This is a genomic window from Streptomyces sp. NPDC005706 (assembly GCF_040631045.1).
Taxonomy (GTDB): domain Bacteria; phylum Actinomycetota; class Actinomycetes; order Streptomycetales; family Streptomycetaceae; genus Streptomyces.
Window position 1 is genome coordinate 311,495 of record NZ_JBEXYS010000002.1, and the last position, 12,687, is coordinate 324,181.

Annotated in this window: 13 protein-coding genes and 2 pseudogenes; 9 read left to right on the forward strand and 6 right to left on the reverse strand. The window is 69.9% G+C overall.

The features are described from left to right. Positions 1-23: 23 nt before the first annotated feature. The 7 genes and pseudogenes from ABZ478_RS04970 to ABZ478_RS05000 form a co-directional block, all read left to right on the forward strand. The gene (locus tag ABZ478_RS04970; RefSeq protein ID WP_359545884.1) at positions 24-1,139 is read left to right on the forward strand and encodes a sugar kinase; all 1,116 of its coding nucleotides are present in this window, start codon (positions 24-26) and stop codon (positions 1,137-1,139) included. After that, positions 1,136-1,900 (forward strand): IclR family transcriptional regulator, encoded by a 765-nt coding sequence (locus ABZ478_RS04975; protein WP_359545430.1) that lies wholly within the window; start codon positions 1,136-1,138, stop codon positions 1,898-1,900. The genes ABZ478_RS04970 and ABZ478_RS04975 overlap by 4 nt, the downstream gene beginning before the upstream one ends. Continuing rightward, complete coding sequence (locus ABZ478_RS04980; RefSeq protein ID WP_358936428.1) at positions 1,897-2,307, forward strand: RidA family protein; 411 nt, start codon at positions 1,897-1,899, stop codon at positions 2,305-2,307. The genes ABZ478_RS04975 and ABZ478_RS04980 overlap by 4 nt, the downstream gene beginning before the upstream one ends. Positions 2,308-2,481: 174 nt before the next feature. Beyond that, positions 2,482-3,969 carry a gluconate:H+ symporter gene (locus ABZ478_RS04985; RefSeq protein ID WP_359545431.1) on the forward strand — a complete coding sequence of 496 codons (1,488 nt, stop codon included), beginning with the start codon at positions 2,482-2,484 and terminating at the stop codon, positions 3,967-3,969. Between the two features lie 68 nt (positions 3,970-4,037). Beyond that, the gene (locus ABZ478_RS04990) at positions 4,038-4,571 is read left to right on the forward strand and encodes a hypothetical protein (protein ID WP_359545433.1); all 534 of its coding nucleotides are present in this window, start codon (positions 4,038-4,040) and stop codon (positions 4,569-4,571) included. A gap of 134 nt (positions 4,572-4,705) precedes the next feature. After that, positions 4,706-5,335: a DUF1963 domain-containing protein gene (locus tag ABZ478_RS04995; protein WP_359545886.1), complete on the forward strand. Its 630-nt coding sequence runs from the start codon at positions 4,706-4,708 to the stop codon at positions 5,333-5,335. A gap of 93 nt (positions 5,336-5,428) precedes the next feature. Further along, positions 5,429-5,541, forward strand: a pseudogene (locus ABZ478_RS05000) (IS5/IS1182 family transposase); the annotation flags it as partial. A 19-nt stretch (positions 5,542-5,560) separates the two neighbouring features. Here ABZ478_RS05000 and ABZ478_RS05005 read toward each other — a convergent pair. Beyond that, positions 5,561-6,223 (reverse strand): DUF1963 domain-containing protein, encoded by a 663-nt coding sequence (locus ABZ478_RS05005; RefSeq protein WP_359545435.1) that lies wholly within the window; start codon positions 6,221-6,223, stop codon positions 5,561-5,563. A 386-nt stretch (positions 6,224-6,609) separates the two neighbouring features. Between ABZ478_RS05005 and ABZ478_RS05010 the strand changes: the two are divergent. Next, a pseudogene (locus ABZ478_RS05010) lies at positions 6,610-6,678 on the forward strand (hypothetical protein); the annotation flags it as partial. A gap of 195 nt (positions 6,679-6,873) precedes the next feature. Here ABZ478_RS05010 and ABZ478_RS05015 read toward each other — a convergent pair. The 4 genes from ABZ478_RS05015 to ABZ478_RS05030 form a co-directional block, all read right to left on the reverse strand. Further along, the gene (locus tag ABZ478_RS05015; RefSeq protein WP_359545437.1) at positions 6,874-8,235 is read right to left on the reverse strand and encodes a M14 family metallopeptidase; all 1,362 of its coding nucleotides are present in this window, start codon (positions 8,233-8,235) and stop codon (positions 6,874-6,876) included. Between the two features lie 230 nt (positions 8,236-8,465). Next, positions 8,466-9,722: a DUF1266 domain-containing protein gene (locus ABZ478_RS05020; protein WP_359545439.1), complete on the reverse strand. Its 1,257-nt coding sequence runs from the start codon at positions 9,720-9,722 to the stop codon at positions 8,466-8,468. A 36-nt stretch (positions 9,723-9,758) separates the two neighbouring features. After that, positions 9,759-9,968 (reverse strand): DUF397 domain-containing protein, encoded by a 210-nt coding sequence (locus ABZ478_RS05025; protein WP_359545441.1) that lies wholly within the window; start codon positions 9,966-9,968, stop codon positions 9,759-9,761. Between the two features lie 2 nt (positions 9,969-9,970). Next, a complete protein-coding gene (locus ABZ478_RS05030; RefSeq protein ID WP_359545443.1) occupies positions 9,971-10,822 on the reverse strand; it encodes a helix-turn-helix transcriptional regulator in 852 nt (283 codons plus the stop codon). 207 nt (positions 10,823-11,029) lie between these two features. Here ABZ478_RS05030 and ABZ478_RS05035 point away from each other — a divergent pair, with 207 nt between their 5' ends. After that, positions 11,030-11,437 (forward strand): ATP-binding protein, encoded by a 408-nt coding sequence (locus ABZ478_RS05035; protein WP_359545444.1) that lies wholly within the window; start codon positions 11,030-11,032, stop codon positions 11,435-11,437. A gap of 9 nt (positions 11,438-11,446) precedes the next feature. On the opposite strand, the gene ABZ478_RS05040 is transcribed toward ABZ478_RS05035, so the two are convergent. Further along, positions 11,447-12,616, reverse strand: coding sequence for a DUF1266 domain-containing protein (locus ABZ478_RS05040; protein ID WP_359545446.1), 1,170 nt, complete (start codon positions 12,614-12,616; stop codon positions 11,447-11,449). Between the last annotated feature and the right edge of the window lie 71 nt (positions 12,617-12,687).

Sequence of the window (12,687 nt, forward strand, 5' to 3'; positions counted from 1 at the left end):
GGAGTGCCACCATCGTGAACGTCGTGGATGTCGTCACGCTCGGCGAGTCCATGGTCACCTTCCTGCCCACCCGGCCGGGCCGCCTCGCCGACGTCCCCTCCTTCGAACGGGGCATCGGCGGCGCCGAGTCCAACGTGGCCTGCGTACTGGCCGCCCTCGGCCACTCCACGCGGTGGGTGAGCAGAGTGGGCGCGGACGGCTTCGGCAAACACCTTGTGGAGCGGATCGCGGGGTACGGCGTCGACGTCCGCGCCGTCCGCACCGACCCTTCCCGGCCCACCGGCGTCTACTTCCGCACGGCGGCCGACCGGGCCACCGCCGCCCACGAGGTGGCGTACTACCGGGCCGGCTCGGCGGCCTCCGCGATGTCCGTGACCAACACGGACCTGACCGCGGCCCGCGCCGGCCGCGTACTCCACCTGTCGGGCATCACGGCGGCGCTCTCCGCGGAGTGCCTCGGCCTCGTACGGCACCTGGCGCGGCCCACCGCCGGGCGCCCCCTGCTCTCCTTCGACGTGAACCACCGCCGGAACCTGTGGCCCGGCGCCGACGGGGCCGACGTGCTGCTGGAGCTGGCCCGGGCCGCCGACATCGTGTTCGTGGGCGAGGACGAGGCGGAACACACCTGGGGCGTCACGGGCGGCCCGGCCGCGATCCGCGCCCTGCTTCCCGAGCCGGCCCTGCTGATCGTCAAACAGGCGGCCAAGGGCGCGACGGCGTTCGCGCACGACGACGCGGGAGAGGCCCTCCGTCCCGCTGCGGGCCCCCGTGCCGCCGGGCCGGGCGCGGGGGCCGGTCCGGCGCCGGGCCACGCGACGGCCCCCCGGCCCACCACAGCCCCGCCCGCCTTCGAACCGGCCCCGTACGTGGACGTCGTCGCCCCCATCGGCGCCGGCGACGCCTTCGCCGCCGGGTTCCTCTCCGCCACCCTCCGCGGCCTGCCGGTGGAACGACGCCTCCGCCACGGCCACCTGGCGGCCGCGGCCGCCCTCACCACCCCCGCCGACCTCGCCGACCCGCCCGCCCGCGGCCACGCCGACCGCCTCGCCGCCCTGGACGGCGAGGCATGGGGGAGACTTCGACTCGGCCCCGGCTGGACACAGGCCGACCGGGCCCCGGAGGAGGCGAACACCCCATGAGTCAGACCGTCGACCGCGCCCTCAGCATCCTGCCGCTGCTCGCCGAGGGCCCCGCCGACCTCGGACAGGTGGCCGACCGCCTCGGCGTGCACAAATCGACCGCGCTCCGCCTCCTGCGCACCCTGCACGAGCACGGCCTGGTCTACCGCCAGTCCGACCAGCGCTACCGGCTCGGCGCGCGGCTCTTCGCCCTCGCCCAGGAGGCGATGGAGAACCTCGACATCCGCGAGATCGCCCATCCCCACCTGGTCCGGCTCAACGAGGCCTGCGGCCACACCGTGCACCTCGCCGTCCACGAGGAGAACGAGGTGCTCTACATCGACAAGGTGGAGAGCCGTTACCCGGTCCGGATGTACTCGCGGATCGGCAAGCCCGTGGCCATCACCGTCGCGGCCGTGGCGAAACTCCTCCTCGCCGACCTCCCCGAAGCCGAGCGCCGCGCCCTCGCGGACCAGCTCGACTACCCCCTCTACACGCCCCGTTCCACCCCCAACGCCGCGGCGTTCCTGCGGGAGCTGGAGCAGGTGCGCGAACAGGGCTGGGCCACCGACCTCGGTGGCCACGAGGAGTCCATCAACTGCGTCGCGGCCCCCGTCCGCGGCGCCGACGGCCGGGTCGTCGCCGCCATGTCGGTGTCCGCGCCCAACGTCGTCGTCACCGCCGAGGAACTCCTCACCCTGCTCCCGCAGGTGCGCCGTACCGCGGACGCGATCAGCGGCGAGTACTCCGGAAGAACGCCAGTGAAGGGCACCCCCGTATGACCGACAAGACCGCGCTCACCCCGAAGACCCACACCACCCCGCCCGCGAGGTTCTCCCACGGGGTGCGCAAGGGCAACATCCTCCAGGTCGCCGGCCAGGTCGGCTTCCTGCCCGCCGAGGAGGGCAAGGCCCCGACGCCCGCCGGTCCGACGCTGCGCGAGCAGACCCTCCAGACCCTCGCCAACGTCAAGGCGATCCTCGAGGAGGGCGGCGCGAGCTGGGACGACGTGATGATGATCCGCGTCTACCTCACCGATGTGGACCACTTCGCCGAGATGAACGACATCTACAACACCTACTTCGGCGAGCAGGGCCTCACCCAGCCGCCCGCCGCCCGGACCACGGTCTACGTCGGCCTGCCGCCCGGCCTCCTCATCGAGATCGACGCCCTCGCCGTCCTGGGCTGACGACGGCCCGCACTCCTCTCTCCGCGGCGCCGCCCCTCCAACGGGCGCCCGTTCACGCCACCCCCTTCGCCCCACCAGCACGCGCACGGCACACGGCGCGGCACCGCACTCGCGGTGCCGTGCCGCGATCCCCCCTGCCCGAAAGCAGTATGCATTTACGAAGAGGACCCCCTGATGTCCCATTCGCTCGCCGCAGCCGCTCCAGCGCCCGCCGCCCCACCCCACACCGGAGGCCTGCTCCTCCTCGTCGACGGCACCGCCGGGCTTCTCACCGTCGCAGCCATCGGCATAGCCCTGCTGCTCTTCCTGATCATCAAGGTCCGGCTGCAGCCGTTCGTCGCCCTGCTCGCCGTGTCCATAACCGTCGGCCTGCTCGCCGGCCTGTCGGTCACCGAACTCTTCGGCACCGTCCAGCGCTCCGACGCCGTCTCCACCATCGAGTCCGGCATGGGCGGCATCCTCGGCCATGTCGCGATCATCATCGGTCTCGGCACGATGCTGGGCGCGATCCTCGAGGTCAGCGGCGGCGCCGAGGTGCTGGCATCCCGCCTGCTGCACCTGTTCGGCGAACGCCGCGCACCCCTCGCGATGGGCCTGACCGGCCTCATCTTCGGCATCCCGGTCTTCTTCGACGTCGGCATCTTCGTGCTCGCCCCGATCGTCTACGCGGCCGCCAAGCGCAGCGGCCGGTCGATCCTCCTGTACTGCCTGCCGCTGCTCGCCGGGCTGTCCATGACGCACGCGTTCCTGCCGCCGCACCCCGGCCCGGTCGCCGCCGCCGGACTGCTGCACGTCCAGCTCGGCTGGGTCGTCCTCATGGGCGTCGTCTGCGGCGTCCCCGCCGTCCTGGCCGCCTGGGCGTACTCCGCCTGGATCGGCAGGCGGATCTTCGTCGCCGTACCGCAGGACATGGTCGAGGCCGCCGAGGAGGCCCGGCAGGCGGTCCTCGCCGAGCAGCGCGCGCAGGGCGTGCGGCCGCAGGAGGAACCGGTGCCGCTCGGCACGGTCCTCGCCGTCATCGGTACGCCGCTGGTGCTGATCCTCGCCGCCACCTTCTCCTCCATCGCCCTCGACCCCTCCGCGGGCCGCTCGGTGCTGGAGTTCGCCGGCAGCCCCTTCGTCGCCCTCACCCTCGCCCTGCTGCTCGCCTACTACCTGCTCGGCATCCGGCGCGGCTGGTCCCGCAAGTCCCTGGAGCGGGTGTCCACTTCGTCGCTCAAGCCGGTCGGCAACATCCTGCTGGTGGTCGGCGCGGGCGGGATCTTCGGCGCGGTCCTCAAGGCGAGCGGGGTGGCGCAGGCGCTGTCGGACACCTTCAACGGCGTGGGTCTGCCGGTGATCGTGCTGTCGTACCTGATCTCGGTGGTGCTGCGGGTGGCCCAGGGCTCGGCCACGGTGGCCATCGTCACCACGGCCGGCATCGTGGCCCCGCTGCTGACCGAGGGCCACCACTCCCAGGCCTTCGTCGCCCTCGTCATCATGGCCGTGTCGGCCGGCTCCATCTTCGCCTCGCACGTGAACGACGGCGGCTTCTGGATGGTCGCCAAGTACTTCGGCATCACCGAGCGGGACACGCTGCGGACCTGGACGGTGCTGGAATCGGTGCTGTCGGTCGCCGGGTTCGCGGTGGCCGGGGTGGTGAGCCTGTTTGTGCAAGTGTGACCTGTGTGAACCGACGTGAAGAGTGAGCTGACTGGTTCCGGCACAGGAATGTCGTCCATACTGCCGCCGTGGACCAGCGCATAGGATCGAGCAGCCAGCCCCTGAAGGGCGAGCCCGTCAAGGGCGCCGGTTTCGACCCGGCCTTCATCCCGGGGATCACCGCACCGGCGACGGAACCGGAACCGGCGGACGCCGGGCCGACGGCCGAGACCGACGCCGAGGACGCGAAGCCGGCGTCCCCGGAGTCCGCCGAGGCGTCCGCCGAACCGGCGGACGGCGGTCCGGAGGAGGAACCGGCGCAGGAGAGCGCACCCGAGGACGGCGCCCCCGTCTTCGAAGCCTCCGACCGCCGGGCCCGGTTCGCGGCCGACCACCGCGGCGTCCGCCTCCGACTGGACGAGGAGGACTGCGAGTTCCACTGGGACGAGATCGCCGCGGTCGAAACCGAGTCCGCCCGCTTCGGCAAGCGTTTCACCATCACGGTGCACACCCCGGACCGCCGCTGGTACCCGATCGAGATCGAGGCGACGTCCAGGTCCCGCTTCAAGGAGTGGGAGTCCCAACTGGACGCGGTGCTCGACGCGTACTTCGAAGAGGCCTAGGACCATGTGGGACGGGGGGCGCCGGAAGGAGCCGGCGCCCCCGCCCACGCGAGCGCCTAGTGACCTGAGTCAGAGGTTTGTCGTTGGTCGGGCATGAGTTGCTCTGCTCTAAAGTCCGGACCGTGACGACTCTCATGATCGACGCAGGTGCGGTTTCGCCGACTGCTCCAGTGACGCGGACCGGTGGTGTGCCTCTGGCGCCGGCCGAGACTCTCTGGCCTTGCTGTGCTTCGTGCAGCGGCCCGATGCAGTTCCTCGCCCAGGTGGTCCTGGACGACCTTCAGAAGGGGCTTGAACACCGAGGATTCCTCGCCCTGTTCGCATGCCAGAACGATCCGGGAATGTGCGGCGACTGGGAGCCGGACTCCGGCGGGAACCAGGCTTTGCTCTTCCCGGCGGACGGCCTTGAGCCGTTGGCCCAGCCCGCCAACGGTGTCGATGAGGCACTGCTTCTGCTCGGTTCCGTTCGAGCGGTCACCTTGGTGCAGGTGGACCAGCCCGATTATGACCAGGCCGGCGAAGAGTGGGCAGCGAGAAGCGACCGTGCCAGCTCATCCGTCCTCGGACAGCTGGGCGGAGAACCTGCCTGGATTCAGGACGACGAAACCCCGTCCTGCCCGTCATGCGCCTTGCCCATGCCGCTGATCGTCCAGCTCGAGGAAGGCCCTGACCACAGCACCGCCATGAACTTCGGCGGCTGCGGCAGCGCCTACGCGTTCGCCTGCGAGCCGTGTGGCCACGCGAAGCTTCTGTGGCAATGCTGAACGGGCCCCGCACAGACGCGTCGGTGCCCCGCCGGAATACGGCGGGGCGCCCGTGATCTACCGGAGGTCTCAGAATGTCGTGACGTTCGTGGCACGTTGGCGTGGCTGTCCGGCTGCCACCGCCTGCGCCGGCGTCATGAGCGCAAGGCCGAACACTTCCTGGCTTTCGCCGGCATCGCCCCGCCTTGATCTGCTCTCGCCGGCTCCGCGGGTTGAGTTTCGCGCTCAGGAACAGTCGAACCAGTGGCCGATCGGACGATCAGGGCATGACCGGCACTCGAATATGTACACCCCGCCCGCATCGCCCAGCATCAGGCCCGCCGCGTCGTGGGCTGCGAGACCTTCCTCACTGCGATGCGGCTCCTGGCCGTCGACGGTCCCACGGTCCTCAACCGGGAGCCACGTGCGCCACGACTCCCCGTCATACTCCCAGCTGGCCACGGTGAGCAGGTGCTCCATACGCCGTCCACAGGCCGCGCAGTCCGGCCAGACCGGTTCCTGGGTCCAGCCCGGATAGCCGCCGAGTTTGATGCCGGGGGCGTCGGCGAGGTGGTACCAGTACAGCCAGCCGGTCTCCCGCTCCAACTGATCGAATCGGTCTCGTAGCTTGCTGTGAAGGTCCTCCGGCAGATCCCAACTGGGGTACTCCGTTACCTGCTCGGGGTGGACCACACAAGGGCTGGGCACGTAGTCCTTGGGCGCGCCGGTGGGTGCGACAGGAGTGGCCTTCACCGGGCCAACCGCCCGGGAGTCTCGCCAGTGGACCTGCGGCAAGGGGTAGCAGAACTCCCCGTGGTCGAACGGGCACCACAGAACTTGCAGGAGGTCACACCCCGGCCGGAACGGGACGCTGGGTGCATCCGCCCGATAGACCTGCACAATGGGCACGAGAGACACCTCGGCCTCATGAGGCGTGTTGCTGCCGATGTCGTAGTGCTCCTCAGCGCACACAGGCCAGGGCTCATCTTCCGGCCACAGCAACGGTCCCCCGACCGAACTGTCGTGACAGGACGGACGACCCGCCCGAGGATGAAGCCGTACCGTCTCCCGGCGCAACGGCCCCAGCTCGGGAAACAGCCGTTCTACGGCCACTGGGCGGGGTGGGGTACGACGGCTCACCAGCATCTCCAATGCGTTGTCCCTGAAGAACGCATGGACTCTACGGCCCGAGTCTGACATCCCGCCCCGCCCCGCTCAGGCAGGCAGGAACTCGCCGCACACCACTTGTGACGACGTCTTGGCAGGCTCCCCCCGCGTGACCGACGATCACGAAGGTGTCACGCCGGCTGCGGATCACGCCGGACACGGTCAGCATCTGGCGGCGGCGTTTCCTCGAGCGGGGCCTGGACGGCCTGTCTCGCCGAGCTCACCCAGGAAGCTCAAGCGGGGCGTCCAGCGCTCTGTCCAGGCCCTCGAACGTGACATCCGCAGCTGGCTCGCGGACTGGAACGACCACCCCCGACCCTTCGCCTGGACGAAGACCGCCGACGAGATCCTCGACAAAGTCGCCACCTACGCCGACGAATCTCCGATTCAGCTCACTGGCCGCAGTACTGGGCGGCCTTCCCGATGGACCGGTACATGCAGTCCGCGTTCTCCAGCAGTTGCAGCACCGCGTCCCTGTTGCGGGAGGTCTCCCGCTCGATGACCTCGTCGGGCGGGTAGAACCCCCCGTCCCAGCTGGACGTCGGATACATCTCGAAGGTGTAGTCGAAGATCTTCTGAGTGCCCCACAGATAGTCGTCGATCGACCCGTCGGTGATGTAGAGATCGCTCGACTGCTCCGGTGTGTAGCCGTTGCTCGCGGCCATCTTCTGGCCCACGGCCTTGAACGCGGCGGCGTCGTCCGCCGTCATCCCGGCCGCGGTGTCCGAGTACGTGTACCCGAACGGCCACAGCACCAGTTCGCTGTAGGTGTGGAAGTCGATGCCGGCCGTGATCTGCTGCTTGCCCCCGACGACCCGGCCGCGCACGAAGTCGGCCACGACCTTCACCTCGGGCGCGGACTCGGCGGCGGAGCCGCGGTAGGTCTCGGACGACTTCGTCCCCGACGAGCCGCCGCAGCAGCCCCACTTGTAGTCCCAGTTCCGGTTGAGGTCCGTCCCGACGTACGAGGAACCGGAGTTGGGCTGCCGGTTCTTGCGCCACGACCGGTACGACCCGGTCGCGATGTCGTACTCACCGCCGTCGGGGTTGAGGTCGGGGACGAGCCAGATCTCCCGGCCGTTGACGAGGTTCGTGATCCGGGAGTCGCTCCCGTACCCGGCGGCGAACTCGCGCAGCAGGTACAGGGCCATCTCCACGGTCAGGTGCTCGCGGGCGTGCTGGTGGAAGGTGAGCAGCACCTCGGGCTCGTCCTCGTCGGTGCCCACGTGGTCGCTGACCTTGACGGCGACGATGTCCCGGCCCTGGTACGACTTCCCGATCACCCGCTTGCTCATGATGTCCGGGTGGGCGGCGATCCGCTGGTCGATCTCGGCGTTCGCCTCGGCGTAGTTGTGGTACTTCGAGTCGGCGCCTGGGAAGTCGTACAGCCGCTGCTCGCCCCGGGCGCCGGCCCGGTCGGGAGCGGCCCCCAGGGGTGTGACCTCGTACCCGAGCCGGCGCAGCCGCCGGATCTGGTCGGCCCGGCCGGAGACGACCACGGTCTCCTCGTCGGCCTCGTCGACGGTGACACCGGTGGCCTGGATGGCCGTGCGCGTCACGGGGTTCGTACTCTGATGGATCTCGTACTGCCGGATGTCCTCAGCGGCCGCCGGGGCGGCCTTCCGGGCGCTCTCGGCGGTGGCGTGGGTCGCGGTGGCCGAGACGGGTGCGGCGAGGGCGAGGGCCAGCAGCGCGCCGAGTGCGGCGGTACGCCTGCCGCCGCGCGCGCCGGAGCCGCGGATGCGAAGTCGCATGAACTCTCCTTGGGTCTCCAGGAATTCCGGGGTCGCCGGAAGTGGGGGAGTGGAGCTGGGAGCTGAGGTGCCTCAGTGCGACGTGCGGGTGCGGACACGGGAAGCCGGTAGCTGTGAGTCCGCTGTGCGGGGCTGGCGCTCATGGTCCGGCGTTGGCATGATCAGGTCAAGACATGGCCGAGGGTGACGCGGGCTCCGTCCGAAACTCGCCGGAGCCGTGCGTCGCGGCCTCATCTGAAGGAGACGGTGAGCCAGGGGCTCTCTGGGTCGGACATCAGGACCCGGTGGACGTCCACCATGTCCGTGTACCAGTTCCCGAACTCCTCTTCGTCGAAGTGCAGACAGCGCCCGAGGATGTACCCGGCGGCGAAGTCCTGCCACGACTTGTACGACCGCGCGGCGGCCCGGCCCGCCTCCACTACGGCGGCCTCGGCCTCCGGCAGCGAGCAGTACCGCGACCCCAGCCCCCAGCGGGCCATGCCGGAGGCCCGCCCGAAGTTCCAGGCGTCGACGGAACCGACGTACCGGTTCCCGTCCAGGATCCCGTCGGCCCGGAAGCGGGCCTCGTACCGGGTGATACGGCCGATGAGGTGCTGCACCCCCTTGATGCGCGCCTCCGTCTCCGCCTCCGGAACGGTGGGCGTGGTGGTCACCCCGTCCGGAGTGAGGACGGTCTCCCCGCCGCCCCGCGCGCGCAGCACCCGGGCGACCGCGTCCCGCCAGTAGCCGGTGTCGACATGCCCGCCGAAGTCGCGCGCGATGGTCCGCCGCAGGTTGAGGGCGAACTCCCAGACGGGATTGGCGCCGTCGGGATCGAGCAGTGCCCGCTGCTGCGACTGCCACTCCTCCCGGCTCCCGACCCCCCACCACTCGCGCAGCAGCCGCCGCTCCGAGGTGTAGCCGTTCCCGTGATACGCCATGGCGTTCCAGGCCAGCCCGTCCCGCACGATCAGCAGCGCCCCGCACGCCAGCCCCCGCGCGACGGGCCCGTCCTTCGGACCGCCCATCCGCAGCGTGAGCACCCGCGCCCGGTCCAGCGGGGCCCGCTCCCGCGCGCCGTACTGGGCCCACGCGGCGGAGTGCGGCGGCGCGGAGGGCAGGAACGCCTCGCAGGGAGTCCCCGGGTTGACCACGATCATCGCCGGATCGGTCGGCGCCCACACCTTGGCGAACCACCCGAGCTTCTGCCAGTCGAGCACCCGGTGCGGATCGGGCGCGGGCAGCATCCCCTCCGTGTACACGGCCCACACCCGCCCGCCGGCCACCCGGGGATCGTGCCCGAAGACGGGAATCGTCCTGCTCGGCTCCGCGTCCGCCCCGTCCCGCCGTACCTCGAAGTACAGCCGGCTGTCCGCGAGGGTGTCGAAGTACGCCGCCCAGTCCTCCCGCGCCTTGGCCTCCATCAGGGCCTGCTCGATCTCCGTCGGCGGCGTCCAGACAGGCGGCGCGGCAGGCCCGAAACCCGCGGGCGGCGGACCGAACGACATGGGTGTGCCTCTCTCGAGTTGTGGGTTTCCGCGGAGCTAGTGGACCGTAACGGCGGTGGAGTCCGGGGTCTTCAGGGCGTCGATGAAGGGGGTGAACGCCTGGGCGGCGAAGGTGAGGGTGGCCCGGGCGGGGGCTTTGGAGTCACGGACGGATATGTGGGTGGGGCACTCGGCGATCTCGACGCAGGCGTCTCCCTGGCCCCCGCCCGAGAAGGACGACTTCCGCCATGTCTCGGGGGTCAGCATGCTCACAGCTCCTTCGCCAGCCGGTGGATGAAGTCACGCGACCGGTGGGGGTCGAGTGACACCGCCTCCACCCTACGGAAGAGCGTTCGATATCTGTTGAGTTGGGCTTCGGCATCGACGAAGACCGGACCGTTGGGGCCGTCGCGAACGACGGTGTCCAGCCTGGGCACGGGACCACCCGCGTACACCATGGCGCTGCCTGCGCCGCCGAAGCCGTCGACATCGAAGGGGACGACGCGCACTGTCACATGGTCGGCCTCGGAGAGTTCAAGAACGCGGGTGAGCTGCTCGCGTGCTGCGACTCGGTCCCCGACCCTGATGCGCAGCGCCGCCTCATGGACCACCGCTGCGTAGGGAACCGGATCCGCGCGATCGATGACGACCCTGCGCTTCATCCGATGCTCCACCCAGCGCTCGACGTCACTGTCCGGGAACTCCGGATTGACGTAGGCGAAGAGGGACCGGGCATATGCAGCGGTCTGCAGAAGGCCCGGGACATGCAGGAACTCGACGTCCCAGCGGTAGTTGGCATGGTGCTCCAGCTCGGGCAAGTCCATGAAGGGTGTCGGCAGGTGACCCCGGTAGTCCTCCCACCAGCCACGCGTCCGGTCGGTCGCCATCCCGACCAGGGCCTCGATCAGTCCCTCATCCGTGCAGGCGTACTGAGCGGCGAGCCGTCGTACCCGCTCCTCGCTCACACCGGCGGTGCCGGCCTCGATCTGACTCATCTGCGCCGAGTCGGTGCCGAGCAGCGCGGCTGCCTCGCGTCCCTTCAGCCCTGCGGCTTCGCGCAGTTTCCGCAGCTCAGCGCCCAGGCGTTCTTGTCGTGCGGTGGGCTGCTGCCTGCGCGGCATGGCTTCCTCCGTCGCTTCAACTGCTATGCGGCCGTGCCTCGTTCGAGGGGTAGATTACGGCAACGACTTGCAGCGTCCCAAAATGTGGCCCTACCGTCGGTGATGCAACGCACACGCAGCGGAAGTGCACCGCATCGTCCTGCCATGACGACTGCGGCATTGCCACCGCACGCCTTGAACCTCTCACCTCACCGGAGTCGATGAGTCATGCCCGAAACCTGGGACTACACGCTCTACATCCCCAACGACCTCAGAGCGGTGACGATCTCCCGCCGCACCCTGCGTCTGATTCTGACGATGCACGGTCTGATCGGCCTGGTCGAGACGGCCGAACTCCTGGCGACGGAGCTGGTGTCGAACGCGGTGCGGCACACGAAGGGGCCGGCCGCGTTGCGGGTGCGCCGTTCGGTGGCGGGGGTGGTGTGGATCGGGGCGTGGGACACGGACCCCGGTCCGCCGGAGCCGTTCCGGCCGCTGGCGGAGGTGGCCGAGCTGGGGGAGGGGGGCCGGGGCCTGGCTCTGGTCAGGGCGTGCGCGGACTTCTGGGGCTGGCAGCCGTCGGCCAGGTTCGGGAACCGGGGAAAGTACGTGTGGTGCGAACTCGCGGCGGCGTAACCCGAAACGTCACCGGAAGGGGATATTCAGCCAGGGGCTGCCGGGGTCGGACATCAGGATGCGATGGGCCTCGACCATGTCCTGGTACCAGTCCCCGAACTCCTCCTCATCGAAGTGGAGGCACCGCCCGAGGATGTATGCGGCGGAGAAGTCCTGCCACGACTTGTACGACAGGGAAGCCGCTCGCCCCGCCTGAACCACGGCGGCTTCGGCTTCGGCCAGCGTGCCGAACCGCGCTCCAAGCCCCCACCGGGCCATCTTCGAGGCCCGTCCCAGGTCCCAGGCGTCGACGGACGAGACGTATCGCCCGTCGCCGAGTACGCCATCCGCACGCAGCCGGGCCTCATAGCGGGTGATGCGTCCGATCAGCCGTTGGACCCCTTCGATACGAGCCTCGGTCTCGGACTCGGGCCGAGGCTCGGACTTCGTGACGCCGTCCTCGCTGACCACGACCGTGGCGCCGGAGTTCGCGCGAATGACCCGGGCGGCCGCCTGTCGCCAGTAGGCGACGTCAACGTGGCCACCGAAGTCGCGTGCGATGGTGCGACGCAGGCCGAGGGCGAGGTCCCACACCGAGCTGTGCTGTTCGCAGGCAAGGAGGTCACGGAGATAGTGCTGCCACGCCTCACGTGTCGTGATGCCCCACCACTCGCGAAGCCGTGTGCGTTCGCCTCTATAGCCGGCACCGTGCCAGCCCATGGCGTTCCAAACGGAGCCGTTGCTGACGCAGAGCAGTGCGCCGCAGGCCAGACCGTGGGCAACGGGTCCGTGAAGTGGGCCGCCGACCCGCAGAGTGAGCAGCCGCCGTGTGAGCGGCAGCGGACCATCGGTTCGGTAATGCTGAGCCCACGCGTGGGAGTGCGGCGGTGCCGACGGGAGGTATGCCTCGCACGGGCTGCCCGGATTGACGACTACCCACGGCGGACGGCCCGGTTTCCAATCCTTGGCGATCCAGCCGAGACTGCCGCGGTGGAACACCCGGTACGGGTCGGGGGCGGGGAGCATTCCAACGGTGTACACGGCCCAGACGGGGCCGCCGGCGCGTGCATCGTACGGGAACGCCGAGTAAATACTGTCTTCGGTGTCTGACTTGTCGCGCCGTATCTCGAAGTACAGATGATTCAACGCGAGCGTATCGAAATAGGCAGCCCATTCCTCCCGTGACTTGGCCTCGAACAAGGCCTGCTCGATCTCCGTCGGCGGTGTCCAGGAAGCTGGCACCGCAGTTCCGAAACCTGCAGGTGGCGGAC